Here is an 18,323-nt window from a genome sequence, read left to right as displayed (position 1 = left end):
TTCATCTGAACGCGATCTGCTTTAGCCCGCGCCCCGCTCTTCCAGCCGCGCCAGCACATCCGCCACGTCCTGCGGCGTGAAGGGCTTTTCGAGGATGGGCGGGGGGGACTGCGGGTCGAGCGCGCCGATGGCGCCGGGGCCGGCCACCGTGTCGCCCGTGACGAAGGCGAAGCGGCCGCGCAGATGCGGCTGCGCGGCCAGCGCCTCCCGATACAGCGCCGCGCCGCCGCCGCCGGGCATGCGCAGGTCGCAGAACACCGCGTCGTAGCGCTGCGCGGCCAGCCGCGCGCGGGCCTCGGCGATGTCGCCGGCCGTCTCCGCCTCGATGCCGTGCAGGCCGAGCAGCTCCGCCAGCACCGCACCCACTTCCGGCTCGTCGTCCACCACCAGCACGCGATGGCGCGTCGGTGCGGCGGCCACGGCGTGCGGCGTGGCCTCGGTGCCGGCCTCCCCGGTGGGCAGGCGCACCACGAAGCGCGCGCCGCCGAGCGTGCCCGGCTCCAGCACGATGCTGCCGCCATGCGCGCCGAGGATGTTGCGGCACACCGCAAGCCCGAGCCCGGTGCCGGCGCCGAGCGGCTTGGTGGTGACATAGGGATCGAAGATCATCTCGCGCAGCGCCTCCGGCACGCCGGGGCCGTTGTCCTCCACCGCGAAGCCGATGCCGCCCGCGGCCTCGGCCCAGCTTTCCAGGCGCAGGATGCGCGGCTCCGGCCGGTCGGCCAGCACCGCCTGCGCATTCACCACGAGGTTCACCGCCACCTGGCCGAGCTGGTCGGGATCGGCCTGGATGCGCGGCAGGGCGGGATCGAGCGCGCGCTGCACCGTGATGCCGGCGCTGCGCAGCCCGTAGCCGGCGAGATCGAGCGCGCCCTCCAGCGCGGCATTCGCCTCCACCGCGGTGCGGACCGGCGATTGCTGGCGCACCATGGCCAGGAAGGTCTTCACGATGCGGCCGCAGCGCGCCGCGGCGGCGTGGATGCGCGCGGCGCGGTCGCGCACCGCGGGGTCCTGCGCCATCGCCTCCAGCATCGTGGTCTGCGCGACGACGACGGCGAGCGGATTGTTCAGCTCATGCGCGACGCCGGCGAGCAGGCTGCCGAGCGCGCTCATCTTCTCGCTCTGGTGCAGGCGTTCGCGCTGGCGGGCGAGTTCGGCCTGCGCCTGGTGCATCGGCGTCAGGTCGCGCAGCCAGGCGGTGAAGAACACCTTGCCCGCGGCCTTCACCTCGTGGATCGAGAGCTCGCAGGGGAAGATGGAGCCGTCGGCGCGCATCGCCTCCATCTCCAGGCGCTGGCCCAGCACATGCGGGCAGCCGGTGCGGTGGTAGCGGGCGAGGCCGGCCTCGTGCCCGGCACGATGATGCGGCGGCACGATGGTGTCGCCGATCGGCTTGCCCATGATCTCCGCCTTGCGGTGGCCGAAGATGCGCTCGGCGGCGGCGTTCCAGCCGATCACGCGGCAGTCGCGGTCGGCGGTGATCACGGCGTCGAGCGCGGCATCGATCACGCCCTGCTTGAGCGCCTCCGCTTCTGTCAGGCGGGCCAGGAGGTCGCGATCACGCATCGGGCGCGAGCAGGTAGCCCTGGCCGCGCACGGTGCGGATCAGGGTGGGGTTGGCGGGATCGGCTTCCAGCTTGCGGCGCAGCCGCGTGACGCGGATGTCGATGGAGCGGTCGAACGGGTCCGCCGCCTCGCCCGGGGGCAGGCGCATCAGCCGCTCGCGCGTGAACACCTCGTTCGGGTGCTCGGCGAGCATCTGCAGCAGGTCGAACTCCATCGGCGTCAGCGCCACCTCGGCGCCGGCGGCATCGAGCAGGCGGCGCTCGGCGGGGCGGAGCCGATACCGGCCGACCCGCAGCTCCTGCGCGGCGGGGCGTGGCGGGGCAGCGGGCACCGCGGCGGCGGCCTCGGCCTGGGCGCGGCGGCGGCGGATCACGCTGCGCAAGCGGGCGAGCAGCTCGCGCAGCTCGAAGGGCTTGGCGATGTAGTCGTCGGCGCCGATCTCGAGCCCGACGATGCGGTCCATGGAATCGCCGAGCGCGGTGACCATCAGGATGCCCGGCGGATCGTCCTGCGCGCGCAGGCGCCGCGCAATGGACAGCCCGCCCTCCCGCGGCAGGTTGAGGTCGAGCAGCACGGCTTCCACCGGCGCCTCGGCCAGCACGGCATCCAGCGCCGCGCCGTCGCCGCAGGGCAGCGCGGCGAAGCCCTGCGCGCCGAGGTATTCCACGACGACATCGCGGAGATCCGCCTCGTCCTCCACCACGGCGATGCGCGACGACGCCTGCGACATGCCCGCCCTGACCGTTTCGGTTGCGTGGGACATAAGCAGCACCCGGGCAGCCTGTCACCTCCGCAGGCGCAAGGCTGCACGATGCGGCGCCGGATGAAACCCGCCTTCGGGGCGCGCGGTTGACTCCCCGGCACGCGTCGCCGGCAGCGCCGGAGAGACCGATGAGCCGGGAGAACCGCGTCCCGACCGTGCCAGTCCCGGAAACAGCGAGGAACACGCATGCAACGGATCATCAAGGCTGTGGCGCTCGGCGCCGCGATCATCGGCACCGGCACGCTCGCCACGGGCAATGCCTCGGCGCAGCAGAGCAGGTCCTATGGCTACGACCAGAACCGCAACTACGGCTATGACCGCGGCAACCAGGGCCAGTCCGGCCTGGATTGGAACCGTGGCGAGAACTGGGGGCGCGGGCAGGATTGGGGCCGCGGCCAGAGCTGGGGCAGCGGGCAGAACTGGGGCAGCGACCGCGACCGCGACGCCTATGATCGCGGCTACCGGATGGGTCGCGAGGATGAGCGCCGTGAAGGCCAGCGCCAGCAGCGCTTCGGCTATGGCAGCGAGCGCCGGAACTACGGCCAGGGCAACTACGGCCAGTATGACCAGCAGCGGAACCGCGACTGGGGCAGCGGCGGCAACGACGGCGCCCGCGGCAGTTACGGCTCGGGCGGCTCGGGCAACGACGGGTCCGGCGGCTATGGCTACAATCGCGGCTACGACCGCAGCGACGATCGCGACAACGACTGATCGGTAAGGTGGCCGGGGGCAGGGCTCGCCGCCCCCGGCCGGCCCTGCCCCCGACGTGGGGCAGGGCGGCGCCGGATCAGCGGCCGGTCTGGATGCGCTCGACGAGCTGCTTCGCGGTCGGCACGAAGCCGTTCGAGTAGAACGGGTCGTTGGCGAAGCGATAGGCGTTGTGGCCGGCGAACATCAGGTTGTGGTCCAGCGCGCCGTCATGGGCGATGTCCTGCAGCGTCTTCTGGATGCAGAAGCTGCGCGGATCGGCCTTCTTGCCGGTGCTGAAATCGGGCTCGGTCTGCGCCCAGTTGCTGAACCGGCAATGCGACAGGCAGCCCATGCAGTCGATCTGGTCCTGCACGATCTCCTTCGCCTTGTCGGGCGTCACGAAGACCAGCGTGTTGTCGGGCGTGCGCATGGCTTCGACGAAGCCTTCGACCTCCCATTGCTGGACGCGGGCCAGGTCGTGCGGCGTGAGATAGACGATGCGCTTGCGCGGGCCAACGCCGTATTCTGCGATGTGGTCGCCGACGGGTTCCGCCGTGTAGGCCACCTGGCGCTCGTTCCGCTCCTCGAGTTCGACGAGGAAGGCGTTGCGCACGGCGGAGGAGTAGAAGCCGGTCGGCGAGAAGGGCTGCAGCAGCACGTCGCCGGGCTTCAGCGTCAGCAGGCGCTGCTTCCACGCCTCGCTGATCGGGCTTTCCTGCGTCAGCAGCGGGCGGGTGCCGAACTGGAAGGCGATGGGGCCGAGGTCCGGGTTGTCGATCCAGTCCTCCCACTCCTCCAGCCACCAGACACCGCCGGCCATGATGATCGGCACGTCGCCCAGGCCGAATTCGCGCATCTGCTGGCGCAGCTTCAGCACGCGCGGGAAGGGGTCCTCGGGCTTCTTCGGATCCTCGGAGTTCGACAGGCCGTTATGGCCGCCGGCGAGCCAGGGGTCCTCGTACACCACGCCGCCCAGCCATTCGCGGGTCTTGCTGTAGGCGCGCTTCCACAGCGCGGAGAAGGCGCGGGCGGAGGAGATGATGGGGTAGTAGTGCACGCCGAAGTCGCGGGCGATGTCGGCGAGGCGATACGGCATGCCGGCGCCGCAGGTGATGCCGTGGACCAGGCCCTTGGCCCCTTCCAGCACGCCCCGCGCCACGCGTTCCGCGCCGCCCATCTCCCACAGCACGTTCATGTGGATGCGGCCGACGCCGCCCGAGCGCTCATGCGCCTCACGCGCCTGCGCGATGCCGCCGGCGATGCCGTAGGCAACCAGCTCCTCGTGCCGGTCGCGGCGGGTGCGGCCGTGATAGACCTGTCGGATGATGGTGCCGTCGGCGTCGTAGCTGTCGGCGTTCACGCCGGAGAAGGTGCCGACGCCCCCACCCGAGGCCCAGCCGCCGCAGGTGGCGCCGTTGGACACGGCAACGCCCTTGCCGCCCTCGACGAGGGGCAGCACCTCGACACCGCCCATGCGGATCGGGTTGATCGCCTTCAAGGCTGTCTCGCTCCGGTGACTGTGCAGACATGAACCACGGGCTTCTCCCCGTGGCAGACAAGACGGTTATATGGCGCGGCCGGAGCCCCTTGGGGAGGCCCCGGCCAGGCCGATTTCAACGCGTTATTCGGCCGCGTCGCGGCCGTCACCGCCCCCGCTGCCGCCTTCGCGGTCACGGCGCGGGCCGCGATCGCGGAACCCGCCACGATCGCCGCGGTCGCGCCGCGGGCGGTCGCCGCCCTCGCCGCCCTCGCCCTCGGGGCGGGGACGGCGCGCGCCGACCTGTTCCGTGATGTCGGCGCCGGTCTGCTGGTCCACCACGCGCATGGACAGCTTCACCTTGCCGCGGTCGTCGAAGCCGATGACCTTCACCTTCACCGCGTCGCCGTCCTTCACGACATCGGTGGTCTTCTGCACGCGCTCATTCGCGAGCTCGCTGATGTGAACGAGGCCGTCCTTGGCGCCGAGGAAGTTCACGAAGGCGCCGAACTCGGCGGTCTTCACGACCTTGCCGTTGTAGATCTTGCCGATCTCGGCTTCCGCCGTGATCCCCTGGATCCAGTCGATCGCCTTCTGCGCGGCTTCCGTGCTGGTCGCGGCCACCTTGATCGTGCCGTCGTCGTCGATGTCGATCTTCGTGCCGGTCTGCTCGGTGATCTCACGGATCACCTTGCCGCCGGAGCCGATGACGTCGCGGATCTTGTCCTTGTTGATGCTGATCACGGTGATCCGCGGCGCGGTCGCGGCCACGTCGCCGCGGGCGCCGGAAATCCCCTTCGCCATCTCGCCCAGGATGTGCAGGCGGCCGTCGCGCGCCTGGCCGAGGGCGATCTTCATGATCTCGAAGGTGATGGAGGTGATCTTGATGTCCATCTGCAGCGAAGTCACGCCGCCCTCGGTGCCGGCCACCTTGAAGTCCATGTCGCCGAGATGGTCCTCGTCGCCGAGGATGTCGGACAGCACGGCGAAGCCCTTGTCCTCCTTGATCAGGCCCATCGCGATGCCCGCCACGGGCCGCTTCAGCGGCGCGCCGGCATCCATCAGCGCCAGCGAGGTGCCGCAGACGGTGGCCATGGAGGAGGAGCCGTTGCTCTCGGTGATCTCGCTGACCACGCGCAGCGTGTAGGGGAACTTGTCCTTCTCCGGCAGCACGGGCCGGATGGCGCGCCAGGCGAGCTTGCCGTGGCCGATCTCGCGCCGGCCGGGGCTGCCCATGCGGCCCGTCTCGTTCACGGAGAAGGGCGGGAAGTTGTAGTGCAGCATGAAGTGCTCGCGGTACTCGCCCGTGAGCGCGTCGATGATCTGCTCGTCCTGGCCGGTGCCGAGGGTGGCCACGCAGAAGGCCTGCGTCTCGCCGCGGGTGAACAGCGCCGAGCCATGCGCGCGCGGCAGCACGCCGACCTCGGAGGTGATCGGCCGCACGGTCTTGGTGTCGCGGCCGTCGATGCGCAGGCCGGTGTCGAGGATGTTGTTGCGGACGACGTCCGCCTCCAGCTCCTTCAGCAGGCCCTTGGCGGCGCCCGCATCCAGGCCCTCGGCCTCGAGCTGCGCGACCACCTGCTTCTTCACCGCGCCAACGGCGTTCTGCCGCTCGAGCTTCGGGATGATCTTGTAGGCCTCGGCCATCGGCGCGCGGCCGATCTCCGCGATGCGGGCCTTCAGCGTCTTCTCCGCCTCGTTCTCCTCGGGCAGCGCCCAGGGTTCCTTGGCGGCGACCTCGGCCAGCTCGATGATGCCCTGGATGACGGACTGGAAGCTCTTGTGGCCGAATTCCAGCGCGCCGAGCATCACCTCCTCGGAGAGCTCCTGCGCCTCGGATTCCACCATCAGCACGCCCTCGGCGGTGCCGGCGACGACGAGGTCGAGCTGGCTCTGCTTGCGCTGCGCCAGCGTCGGGTTCAGCACGTACTGCCCGTCCACATAGCCCACGCGCGCCGCACCGATCGGCCCGAAGAACGGGATGCCGGAGAGCGTCAGCGCCGCCGAGCAGCCGACCAGCGCGACGATGTCGGGGTCGTTCTCCAGGTCATGCGACAGCACCGTCGCGATCACCTGCACCTCGTTGCGGAAGCCGTCCGGGAACAGCGGGCGAATCGGCCGGTCGATCAGGCGGGAGATCAGCGTCTCGGATTCGGAGGGCCGGCCCTCGCGCTTGAAGAAGCCGCCAGGGATCTTGCCCGCGGCGAAGGCCTTCTCCTGGTAGTTCACGGTCAGCGGGAAGAAGTCCTGGCCGGGCTTCACGCCGCGGTTGCCCACCGCCGTGCAGAGCACGATGGTGTCGCCGAGGCGCGCCATCACCGCGCCATCCGCCTGGCGGGCCACCTTGCCGGTCTCCAGCACCAGAAGCTGGCCGCCCCAGGCGATCTCCTTGCGGAAATACTTGTCGAACATGCGTCGTCCTTCTCGGCCCGGCATCCTTGCCGCGGCCATGACATGCGGCCGCACGCGCGACAGGGCGCGCGCACGGCCAGGAAACGACGACAGGGATCTTTCGAGGGTGTGCCCGACCGCTGATGCGGCGGCCCGGTGTGGCAGCGGCGTCTCGGGCGGCATGGAAGGGGGCTCCGGAGTACCGGATTGAACCGCCCATGTGGCCGGAAACGCCGCCATCGTCCCTGAGGCCTGGCGGCAATCTCGTGCAATCCGCTGCCATCGCAGCGCGGGCCTGACCCCGTTGGAGGCCGGCCGCGGCGGGTATCTAGGGCCTCCGGGGCGGAAAGGCCAGGGAAAAACAACCTGCCCGGGTTGATCCATGTCCGTTCCGCGCGGGCACGGGGCGGGGCAGTGTGGGGGCGATGCGCCGCTACCTGCTGCTGATCTGGGTCTGCCTGGGCCTCCTCCTGGGCCTCGCCTGCCACCTGGCGGGCCTGCCGCGCGCGGCCGCCTGGGCCTGGTCGGCAGCGGCGCTTCCAGTGGCGCTGCATGTCGGGATCGGCATGGCGCGGACGCTGCTCGGCGGGCGGATCGGGGTGGATGTGGTGGCGCTGGCCGCGATCCTGGGCGCCGTGGCCCTGGGCGAGGCCGCGGCCGCCGCGGTGATCGGCCTGATGGTGGCGGGCGGCGAGGCACTGGAGGCCTGGGCCGAGGCGCGGGCCACGGCCTCCCTCACCGCGCTCATGGCCCGCGCGCCGCGGCGCGCTGCGCGGCTGGAAGGCGAGGCGGTGGCCGAGATCGGCGTGGAGGCGATCCGCCCCGGCGACCTGCTGCTGGTGCGCCCCGGCGAGACCGTGCCGGCCGATGGCGTGCTGGAGGAGGACGCCGCGCTGCTGGACGAGAGCGCCCTGACCGGCGAGGCGCTGCCCGTCGCCTTCGCGCGCGGCGACGCGCTGCGCAGCGGCGGGGTGAACCAGGGTGCCGCCTTCCGGCTGCGCGCGCGCAGCGCGGCCGGGGCCAGCACCTATGCCGCCATCGTCCGCCTTGCGGAGCAGGCGGCGGCGGAACGCGCGCCGATGGCGCGGCTGGCGGATCGCTGGGCAGTCGGCTTCATCGCCTTCACCGCGCTGCTGGCGGGCGGCGCCTGGATCGTCACGGGCGACCCGGTGCGGGCGCTGGCGGTGCTGGTGGTGGCGACGCCCTGCCCGCTGATCCTTGCCGCGCCGGTGGCGCTGGTGGCGGGGATCGGCCGCGCGGCGCGGCGCGGCATCGTGGTGAAGGGCGGCGGCGCGCTGGAACGGCTGGCGCGCATCCGCACGGTGCTGTTCGACAAGACCGGCACGTTGACGCCGGGAAGGCCGCGCCTGGCGGCGGTGGATGCCGATCCCGCGCTGGGCCGCGACGCGGCGCTGCGCCTGGCGGCAACGCTGGCGCAGGGCTCGACGCATCCGGTCTCGGCCGCGCTGGTCGCCGCGGCGCAGGCGCGCGGCATCGCGCTACCGGCGCCCGACAGCGTCGCGGAGGTGGCGGGCGGCGGCGTGACCGGCACCGTCGAGGGCAAGGCGTTGCTGCTCGGCGCCGAGGGGTTCCTGCGGTCCGCCGGCATCGAGCCCGAGAACGGCTTCGGCGTGGCGGCGCAGGTGGCGGCCGCGGCGGGTTCGGTGGCCTGGCTCGCGGTGGAGGGCAGGCCGGCGGCGGCCTTCGTGATGGCCGACGGGCTGCGGCAGGAGGCGCCGCGGGCCGTTCGCCGGCTGCGTGCGCTTGGCGTGGCGCGGCTGGTGCTGGTCACCGGCGACCGCGCCGCCGCCGCCTCCCCGATCGCGCGCGCGCTGCGGCTGGATGCGGTGCTGGCGGAGCAGGCGCCGGCCGACAAGATCGCGGCGGTGCGAGCCGAATCGGAAGCCGCGCCGACCGCGATGGTCGGCGACGGCGTGAACGACGCGCCGGCGCTGGCAGCGGCCGATGTCGGCATCGCGATGGGCGCGCATGGCACCGCGGCGGCGGCCGAGGCGGGCGACGTGGTGCTGCTGGTGGACCGCGTGGACCGCGTGCCGGAAGCGATCGCCATCGCCCGCCGCGCGCGGCGCGTGGCCTTTCGCGCGATCGCGCTCGGCATGGGCCTGTCGGGCGTGGCGATGGGCTTCGCCGCAGCAGGCCATCTGCCGCCGCTGGCCGGCGCGCTGGTGCAGGAGGGGATCGACGTCTTCGCCATTCTCTTCGCGCTGACCGCGCTGCGCCCCGGCGCCGACGAGGCGGTGCCCGCCGCGCTGCCTGCCGAGGCGGGGCTTGCCGAGCGCCACGCCGAGCATGCCGGGCTGCGCCGTCTTGCCGAGGAGTTGCGCGCGGGCGCCGAGGCGATCGGGCCGACGCCGGCGGCGCGGCCTGCGCTGGAAGCGGTGGAACGCCGGCTGCGCGCGGAGCTTCTGCCGCATCAGCAGGAGGAGGAGCGCGCGCTCTATCCCGCCGCCGCGGCGCGGCTGGGCGGCGTGGACCCGATGGCGCCGCTGGTGCGCATGCATGCGGAGATGGAGGGGCTGGCGGAGCGCGTCGCCCGGCTGCTGGTGCTGGCGGAAACCGACTGGCCCGGCGCCGCGCCGGAACTGCGTCGCACCCTGTTCGCGCTGGAGGCGCTGCTGCGCCTGCACCTGGCGGCGGAGGAGGAGATGCTGGCGGGGATGGGAGCGGAGGCAGCGTAGCGCGGGCGGGCTGGCCTAGGCGCGCCCCGCCGCCACATGCTGGCGGAAGCGGGGCATCACCGCCTCCGCCAGGCTCCGCATCGTCTCCTGCTCCCAGGCGGCGTTGGGGCCGCTCCAGTCAAGGCCGGCCATCAGCAGGTGGTCGAAGGGGCCGACGCGGTCGCGCAGCGCGACGAGGCGATCGAGCACGCCGCGCGCCGTGCCGGCGATGACGCAATCCTCGATGATCGCCTCCAGCGTCACCGCCTCGTCCGGCGTGTCCTCGCGCGGCTTCAGCGTGCCGAGCTGTCCGGCGCGGCGCGCCAGCGAGGAGAGGTAGTGGAAGTAGTAGCGGTTGGCGGAGTCCGGGTGGAACATGCGGTCGCGCGCCTCGGCCTCCGTCGCCGCGATGCAGAAGTTCCGCGCCAGGCGCCAATCCGTGCCGGGCCTGCGGCCCTGTGCGGCGAAGGCGGCCTGCAGCGTGCGGCCATGCCCCTCCACGATGCGCTCCGCGACGAAATTGGCGGAGACCACGCCCCAGCCGCGCTCCACCGCGGTCTTCACGCCGAAGCTGTCGGCGCTGCGCGCGGTGATGGCGATGGGCGGGTGCGGGCGCTGCCAGGGCTTCGGCATGGTGCCGACGCCGAATTCCGGGATCACCGCCTGGGTGATGCGCGCGGACCAGGTGGGGCCGGCGATGTCATAGGGCGGCTCGGCTTCCCAGATCGCCTGGATCATGTCCATGGATTCCAGCATGCGCCGGCCGCGCTGCATGGGTTCGGTGTTGCCGAACAGCTCGAAATCCGAGGGCAGGCCGCCCGGACCGATGCCCAGGATGAAGCGCCCCTGCGTCATGTGGTCGAACTGCGCGACCTCCGCCGCGACCTTCGCGGGGTGGTGGTTCGGCAGGTTGATGACGCCGGTGGCGAAGGTGAGCCTGGTGCGCGGCGCGAGACCCGCCATGAACATCAGCGGCGAAGCAATGGGCTCCGACGACGCCGAGAAATGCTCGCCCACCCAGAGTTCCTCGAAGCCCAGCCGGTCGGCCAGCAGCGACTTCTCGGTGTCCTCGGCCAGCATGGCATGCATGGGCCGCTCGGGCGGATGCAGCGGCATCATGAACAGGCCGAGACGCATGCGGCGATTCCTTCCCCCCGGGCGCGACGGTTGCGCGCCTCGGCGGGCAGGATAGGCGCGATGGCGGCGCCGCGCGAGCGGCCCGGCTATCCGAGGATGAGCACGTCCTCCGCGCCGAGCGCCGGACGGTTGGACAGCGTGGCGATGACGATCGCCGCGCCTTCGCCGCTGCCATCCGCGTCCCAGGCGAGCACGCCGGTCGCGCGCGCATAGACGAATTGCGGCATGGCGGCGTCCGGCATGTCCTGCGCGAAGTGGTCCGCGGCGAGCGCGCCGGCGGGGAGCCCACCGAAGCCGGCAGCGGCGAAGACCAGCAGATCCTCGGCGCGGTGGAACACCATCAGCGCGTCGCCGCCTTCCTCCGGGCTGGTCCAGAGGAAGCGGTCGGCGCCGGGGCCGCCATGCAGCGTGTCCGCGCCCTCACCACCGGCGAGCAGGTCGTCGCCCTCGCCGCCGCGCAGCAGGTCGGCGCCGGCATCGCCGCGCAGCGTGTCGGCGCCGGCCTCGCCGGCGAGCAGGTCGTCGGCGGCGCCGCCATCCAGCGCGTCGTTGCCGTCGCCGCCGCGCAGCGCATCCGCCTCCGCACCGCCGGCCAGGCTGTCGGCGCCATCGCCGCCGATGAGGCTGTCCTCGCCCGCATCGCCGGAGAGGCTGTCGTCGCCGGCTTCGCCGAAGAGCGCGTCGTCGCCGGCGCCACCGGCCATCGTGTCGGCTTCGGTGCCGCCGGCGAGGCTGTCATCGCCGGCATCGCCGGAGAGATCGTCGGCGCCTGTCCCGCCAAGGACGATGTCGTCGCCGCCGCCGGCGCGGATCGTGTCGTCCCCGCCGCGGCCGAGCACGCGGTCGGCTTCCTCGGTCGGGCGATTGCGTCCGGCCGGGCCGCTGCCGGGCAGCATCAGGTCGGCGCGTGCGCTGCCCACGCTGCGCTGCCCCGGCACGTCCTCCACCGCGATCGCCAGCGTGCGGTCGAGGAACAGCCCGCCGGCATCGGTGACGCGCAGCGTGATCGCGTGCTGCGGTGCCGCCTCGAAATCCAGCGGCGCGGCGAGGACCAGCGCATCGCCGAGGATGGCGAAGCGGCCGCCGGCATCGTCGATCAGGCTGAAGGCGAAGCGCTCGCCCGCATCGGGATCGGTGGCGGAGAGCGTGCCGATGATGGCGCCGGCCGCCGCATCCTCCGCCACGCTTGCGGCCGAGAGCAGCAGCGCTGTCGGCGCGTCGTTCACCGGCGTGACGGTGATCGCGACGGTCGCGGCCGCGCTGGCGCCGAGCCCGTCGCTCAGCACGTAGCCGAAGCTGTCGCTGCCGGCGAAGTCGGCGTCGGGCCGGTAGGCGAAGCCGCCATCCGGATCGAGCGTCAGCGTGCCATGCAGCGGCGCGGCGGCAAGCGCCACGGTGAAGGCGCGGCCGGAAACCTGCAGGTCGTTCGCCACCACCGTGCCGACGATCGCCGTATCCTCCTCGCCCGTCACCGCGTCGTCCTGCGCGAAGAGCGGCAGCGTCGTGGCGGCCCCCAGCGCGAGGTTGTCCGTGAGGTCGGGGTCGCTGGCGAGCGATTCCACGGCGACGGAGACCGGATCGCCCGCCGCGCCGCCTTCCGTGCCGAAGGTCTTGAGCACGATCTCGAAGCCGCCCTGCGCGGCAAGGCTCGCCAGCGTGAAGCTCAGCGACGTGCCGGTGAGCGTCGGCGCCGCCAGGCCCGCGGGCAGCGAGACGATCTCGTATTGCGCGGTGGGAAGCAGGACGGTGACGACGACGCCCTTCGCCGCATCGGGACCGGCATTGGCGACGCGGATGCTGTGCGCGACCTCCGTCGCATCCGCCGCGGCCGCGGGATCGCGCAGGAAGGCGACGGAAAGGTCGGCGACATCGGCGCCCTGCACCGCCTCGCTGCGATAGGGCGTGACGCGCAGGTCGTTGTCCGGTTCGCGCACGAGGATGTAGAGGAACAGGTCGCCGGGCGGCGCATCCGCCAGGCCCCAGGTGACGCCCGCCGCAAGCTGCGCGGCGGTGAGGCCGCCGGCGACGAGCAGGCCATCGTAATCGGCCATGTCGCTGTCGGCGAAGACGTCGAAGGCCGCGCCGTCATCGGCGCCGTCCACGGTCGCGCGCAGGAACAGCTCCGGCACGGGATCGTCGCGGCGCGTGACCTCCAGCCATTCGACCTGCAGCGGGTTTGCCGCGGTCTGGCCATCATAGGCGATGGCGCCGAGGCCGGTCTCGTCCGCCACCGCGATGTCCCAGACGCCGGCGATGGGGGAGAACACCGCGACGGTCTTGGCGAAGCCGTTGGTGAGGCCGGCGACGATCTCGATGCCGTTCGCGGCGAACTCCGCTTCGGTGTAGGTGGCGAGGACGGGGCCGCCGACGACCGCCTTGTAGGTGACGATGACGGCGACGGGATCGGCCTGCTCGTTCTCCCACTGCGCGGTCATGGTGATGTAGTCGAGGCCGTCCTCGACCTGCCAGCTTCCGACCGCGGGCAGCGCGCGGCCGCCGGTGAAGAGCTCCATCTCGCCATCGAGCGAGACCTGGAAGCCGCCGAGCTGGGTGCGGCCCCGGCCGATGGTGACGGCGGTGGTCACGGCGACGTAGTCGTTGCGGCTGTCGCCGTCGAAGCTGACGATGGCGAAGAACTGCGCGTCGCCGGTGGCGCCCGAGAGCGGGCCGAGCGACGAGGCGCTCGGCAGCTTGACGATGCCGGTGCCGCTGGCCGCGATGAAGCTGTTGTTCGCGCTGCCCGTCGGGTCGGAGGGATCGCCGGAGCCGCCGGGGATCAGATCCGCCTTCAGCTTGCCGGTGCCGCTCAGCAGGCTGCCGAAGTTGAAGCTGCCCTGCGCCTCGATGGCGCCGGAGTAGAAGTTGACGAGCGGCTTGCCCGGCACGTTGGACAGCGTGGCCGTGAAGAAATCCGGCGTCAGCATGAAGAACTTCGCCGAGCCGTCGAGCTGGAAGGCGCCGGTCACGCGGGACACCTGCGCGGTGCCCGTCAGCTCAAGATTGAGCAGGCTGCCGACGACAGGCTTGCCCTTCTCGAAGCCGAGCCAGTCGTTGATCGGCGTGAAGGTGTATTCGCCGCCGTAGTCGAAGCCGATCTTGCCTTCCAGCACGAAGGGCGACTGGCTGGGATTGGCGGGCGGGCCGGAGGCAAGGCCCTTCGCCGACATCTCCAGCAGGCGCAGCGCCAGCCCCGGCACCTGTGGGATGGGGATGCGGACCTCGGAGGAGAGCGCGATCTCGTCCAGCGCGAGTTCGGGCTCGACGATCACCTTGATGCTGCCGCCGATATAGGCGGGGTCGGTCAGCGTGCCGCCGAGCCGCCCGAAAGGCAGCGCAACCTTGAGCCCGCCGCCGATGCTGACGCTGTCGTCGAGGATCGCCAGCGAGGCGGTGAGATCCTTGATGCCGAAGCCGCCGCCGAGCTTGATCTCCGGGAAGGCGATGGCGCCCGACCCGGTGAAGACCAGCCCCTGCACCGGGTCCTCGCGCAGCTGAAGGAAATTGCCGTTGGGCGCGTTGGCGTTGCCGAGGTCGAGCGTCAGCGCGGTGAAGCCGCGGCGGTCGCGGGCGTCGATCTCCGGTGTGAGGTGCGGCTTCAGGAACTCGTTGAAGAAGCCGTCCTCGATGGTCAGCGTGCCTTCGAATTTCAGCGCGCGTTCGGCGCTGAGGCTGGTGATGCCGACGCCCTTGGTGGTCAGCGTGAGGTCGCTGAAGGGCAGCTTGAGCGCCTTCGCGTCCGGCAGCACGATCCTGCCGCCGGCGAAGCCGACGCCGGCATCGCTGATGCGGATGCCGTTCAGGCCGAGGGCGGGGAAGGTGATGGCGCCGAACTGGTCGGGCAGCGTGAACTCGCCCGACAGGATGATGCCGTCGGGCTCAAGGCGGACAGTGCCGACGGCGACCTCGGTGGTGATGAAGGCGTAGTCATCGTCTGCCGGATCGAGCGTGTCGGAGACGCCGCCGCCGCCGGTGTCCGACATCAGCGTGAAGTCGCCGGCGAAGAGCGGCTTCGTCGCCAGCAGCGGATCGGCGCCGAGGCCGAGGCGTGCATAGGTGGTGCCGCCGATGATCTCCAGGCGATCCTCGAAGGCGCGGATGGTGCCGTTCACCACCTGCAGCATCGCTGCGGCGCCGTCCTTGCGGCCGATGGTGAAGGTGCCGGTCGCCTCCGAGTAGGCGGTATCAGGGACTTCCTGGAACTCGACGCCGTCCACCACGAAGGGGTCGGGCACGCCGGTCTTGCGCGCGATGCGCAGCGTGCCGGTGGTGCTGAGCTGGTCGGTCGTGTCCTCGAAGGTGTAGCTGATCACCGTGTCGCGGAAGCCCTGCGCGCCCGGCGTGTAGATGATCTTGCCGCCGACCACCGCGGCCGTGCCGTAGTCGGGCGCGACGGTGATGGTGAGCGAGGACGGGTCCTTCTCTCCGACCACGACGATGTCGTTCGCCAGCACGTCCAGCGTGACCGGCTGCACCACCGTCTCGCTGTCGTAGTTGAAGCGGTCGGCGACGGCGACCGGCTTGCCGTCCGAGACGAAGTCGAGCTTGAGGAGCTTGGTGTATTCCAGCCCACCCTCGTCGGTGGACTTCACGCCGATGGTGTAGCTGCGCGGTTCGGTCAGCGCGCCGAGCTTTGCGGCATCGGGCACCACCAGTTTGTCGCCGGCGATGGCGAAGAGGTTCTCCGGGTTGGCGGTCAGCGTGTAGACGGGGATGTTGGTCTCGTCCTCGTCTTCCGTCGTCAGCGTCGCCAGCACCTGGCCGACCGCAAACTCGTCGGCGCGCGTCAGGTCCAGCAGGAAGGCCTGGCGGGAGAGGGCGATGTCGGTCGGCGCCTCGTTCACGTCGAGGATTGCGATGTCGAGGGCGATCTCCTCCGTGCCACCGCCGATGAGTGCGACGGTGACGACGATGCTCGCGGTGTCGTCGGCTTCGTGGTCGAGATCGGCGCCGGCGGCGACATAGAGGATGTTGCCGGTGCCGAGCGTGAACTTCGCGGCGTCCGCGCCGCCGAGCGTGAAGCCCAGCGCCTTGTCGGCCAGGCCGCCGATGGCGCGCAGCGTGCCGATCTCGGTCCCGGCCGCGGCGTTCTCCTCGAGGCGGGAGGGCTCCAGCACCAGGCCGAAGATCTCGAAGACCTGGCTGAACTGCTGGAAGCCGGCGTCGGAGCCGCGAACCAGCACCTGACCGTTCGGCAGCACGCTCAGATACGTCACGTAGCGCATCGCGGGGTCGACCTCGACGACGTATTCGGCCGTGCTCGCCGAGGTCGGCGTGGAGAACAGCTGGACCGTGATCTCGTTGCCGCCGCCCGAGGAGAAATAGCGCCGCTCCGCCAGGAAGGCGCCGTACTCCTCGTCGATGCGGTGCACCGTGCCGCCGTGGCTGTCGGCGCCGGCGTTGAACAGATAGGGCAGCAGCGGCAGCGTGGCGCCGCGGCCGCCCTGGGCGTTGTAGATCGCATAGCCGTAGGCGCCGTCGGTCAGCACGGGATCGAAGACCGATTCGCGGTCCTCGATCACCGCGTTCTCGATCCAGTTGGAGGTGAAGGTGCCGTCGTACAGCCCGGTGGTGGAGCCGCCGGCGAAGGTCAGGAGGTCGTAGGCGGCAGGGCCGAAGCCCGACCACTCCGTCATTGCGATGAAGTAGGGCGTGTCAGTCGCGCGGCTGAGAAGGTTGCCGTCCGCGTCGTAGATGTTGAAGGACGATGTCAGCCGCAGGATGCCGCCGTCCACGTCCTCGAAGACGGCGAAGCGGCCGTGCAGCTCGGCGAAGGTGCTGCTGATGACGTAACCGCCGCCGGGCAGCGCATCCACCTCCGCCGCGCCGTCCCAGCCGCCGGTGGTGTCCTCGACGCTCACCGGGTCCACCAGCCGCGTGCCGTCGGGGGCGATCTGCACGCGGAAGACCAGCAGGTTGGAGGTGCCGGCAGTGCTGCCATCGGAGTAGCGATTGACGGCGAAGACGATCTCGCCGTTGTCCAGCACGTCGGCGCTGACGCCGGTGTAGTTGCGGTTCGGCGTGGGCGAGGCGGAGGCGACGACCGTGCCCTCGGCGAAGACGCCGTCGCGGGTGATCGGCTTGTAGAACAGCGTGTCGGTGTTGGTGTCCTGGTTGTTCCGGACATACCACATGCCGACATTGCCGTCCTTCAGGGCGACAAGGCCGAATTCGGTGAACACGCGGTCCGTGGGCGCCGTGGCGACGACGAGGTCGTTCTGCAGCTGCGTGCCGTCGGCGGCGTAGATGTCGATGGCCAGGCGATCGTTCTGCCCGGTCGCACGCAGCAGCTTCACCTCGGCGAAGCCGCCGCCTTCCAGGCCGATGGGCCAGCCTTCGACGATCAGGCCGGTGTCGCGCAGGATGCTCATACGTCGTCCCTCTCCACCGTCGGGCGGCGGCTGGCCCGGGAAGAGGGGCGCGGTGACGTCCTGTCCTGCATGCCGCAACGGATGATCGGTGCGGCACCCTTGGCCCGGCCAGCGAAACGATTAAGCGGGAATCGCTGGGCCGTTGCAATCAGTGCGGATGCGTTTTCGTTTTGGGTTGCCGTTCACAACCGATGGTGGCGGATCGCGCGCCGGCGGACGCGTGTACTGGCTGTCAGCCGTCCACCTTGGCGCCGGACACACGCACCACTTCCCGCCACTTCGCGATCTCCTCCGCCAGGAAGGCGCGGAAGCGATCCGTCGGGCGGAAATCCGGCGTGAAGGACTGGCTGCGCAGCCGAGCGGCGAAGGCCTCCTCGGCCACCACCTCGCCGATGGCGCGCGCGGCGGCATTGGCGATCTCCGGCAGCAGGGCGCGCGGGCCGACCACGCTGATCCAGCCGACCGATTCGTAGTTCGCCACCCCCTGCTCCGCGATGGTCGGCACGTCCGGGAAGAAGGGCGAGCGCTGCGCGGAGGTGACGCCGATGGCGCGCACCTTGCCGTCGCGGATCTGCGGGCCGGCCGCAGCGAGCGTGTCGGACATGAAGGCCACGCGCCCGCCCAGCAGGTCGGCCAGCGCGGGCGCGGAGCCGCGATAGGGCACATGCGCCACGCGGACGCCGGCGAGTGCGGCGAACATCTCCACATTCAGGTGCTGCGTCGTGCCGTTGCCGGAGGAGGCGTAGAACACCTCGCCGGGCTTCGCCTTCGCCGCGGCGATCAGGTCGGCGATGCTGCGGATCGGCGAATCCGCGCGCACGATGAAAAGCTGCGGCACGGTCGCCACCAGCGCCACCGGCGTCAGGTCCTTCAGCGGGTCATAGGGCAGGTTCGGGAACAGCGAGGGCGCGATGCCCAGCGGGCCGCTCGCGCCCATGCCGAAGGTGGTGCCGTCCGGTGTCGCGGAGGCGATCTGCTCCGTGCCGACGGTGCCGCCGGCGCCGGCGCGGTTGTCCACCACGAAGGGCTGGCCGAGCTTCTGCTGCAGGCGTTCCGACAGCATGCGGATCAGCAGGTCCGCGCCCTGGCCGGCGGGGAAGGGCACGATCATGCGCGTGGGTCGCGTGGGCCAGGCCTGCGCGGCGGCGGGGCGCGCCAGCGCGGCGGCGAGCGGTGCGGCCAGCAGGATGCGGCGGCGGATCGGCATGATCGTCTTCCCTTCATTCGAAGCCCTCTCTCCCGCGGATGGGGGA

General features: G+C 71.5%; 9 protein-coding genes. 2 read left to right on the top strand and 7 right to left on the bottom strand.

Annotation, left to right across the window (positions count from 1 at the left end; genetic code table 11):
- Positions 1-21 precede the first annotated feature (21 nt).
- Complete coding sequence (locus E4T13_RS22425; protein WP_137180570.1) at positions 22-1,566, bottom strand: ATP-binding protein; 1,545 nt, start codon at positions 1,564-1,566, stop codon at positions 22-24.
- A complete protein-coding gene (locus E4T13_RS22420) occupies positions 1,559-2,296 on the bottom strand; it encodes a winged helix-turn-helix domain-containing protein (protein ID WP_137180569.1) in 738 nt (245 codons plus the stop codon). Before E4T13_RS22420 ends, E4T13_RS22425 begins: the two co-directional genes overlap by 8 nt.
- A 219-nt stretch (positions 2,297-2,515) precedes the next feature.
- Here E4T13_RS22420 and E4T13_RS22415 point away from each other — a divergent pair, with 219 nt between their 5' ends.
- The gene (locus E4T13_RS22415) at positions 2,516-3,040 is read left to right on the top strand and encodes a hypothetical protein (protein WP_137180568.1); all 525 of its coding nucleotides are present in this window, start codon (positions 2,516-2,518) and stop codon (positions 3,038-3,040) included.
- 76 nt (positions 3,041-3,116) lie between these two features.
- Here E4T13_RS22415 and E4T13_RS22410 read toward each other — a convergent pair whose 3' ends face one another.
- Positions 3,117-4,517 (bottom strand): nitronate monooxygenase family protein, encoded by a 1,401-nt coding sequence (locus E4T13_RS22410; protein ID WP_137180567.1) that lies wholly within the window; start codon positions 4,515-4,517, stop codon positions 3,117-3,119.
- A gap of 123 nt (positions 4,518-4,640) precedes the next feature.
- Positions 4,641-6,908, bottom strand: coding sequence for a polyribonucleotide nucleotidyltransferase (gene pnp / locus E4T13_RS22405; protein ID WP_137180566.1), 2,268 nt, complete (start codon positions 6,906-6,908; stop codon positions 4,641-4,643).
- Positions 6,909-7,312: 404 nt separating this feature from the next.
- Between pnp and E4T13_RS22400 the strand changes: the two genes are divergently transcribed.
- On the top strand, positions 7,313-9,586 hold the full coding sequence (locus E4T13_RS22400) for a heavy metal translocating P-type ATPase (RefSeq protein WP_137180565.1): 2,274 nt from the start codon (positions 7,313-7,315) through the stop codon (positions 9,584-9,586).
- Between the two features lie 15 nt (positions 9,587-9,601).
- Here E4T13_RS22400 and E4T13_RS22395 read toward each other — a convergent pair whose 3' ends face one another.
- From E4T13_RS22395 to E4T13_RS22385, 3 genes are all read right to left on the bottom strand, one after another.
- Complete coding sequence (locus tag E4T13_RS22395; protein WP_137180564.1) at positions 9,602-10,702, bottom strand: LLM class flavin-dependent oxidoreductase; 1,101 nt, start codon at positions 10,700-10,702, stop codon at positions 9,602-9,604.
- An 86-nt stretch (positions 10,703-10,788) separates the two neighbouring features.
- Complete coding sequence (locus tag E4T13_RS22390) at positions 10,789-17,070, bottom strand: Ig-like domain-containing protein (RefSeq protein WP_137180563.1); 6,282 nt, start codon at positions 17,068-17,070, stop codon at positions 10,789-10,791.
- A 232-nt stretch (positions 17,071-17,302) separates the two neighbouring features.
- Positions 17,303-18,277 (bottom strand): tripartite tricarboxylate transporter substrate binding protein, encoded by a 975-nt coding sequence (locus E4T13_RS22385; RefSeq protein WP_137180562.1) that lies wholly within the window; start codon positions 18,275-18,277, stop codon positions 17,303-17,305.
- Positions 18,278-18,323: the final 46 nt, after the last annotated feature.

The organism is Roseomonas sp. AR75, assembly GCF_005222815.1.
GTDB lineage: Bacteria > Pseudomonadota > Alphaproteobacteria > Acetobacterales > Acetobacteraceae > Falsiroseomonas.
Note: the sequence above shows the minus strand (reverse complement) of the source record. Positions and strands in the feature narration are given on the sequence as shown.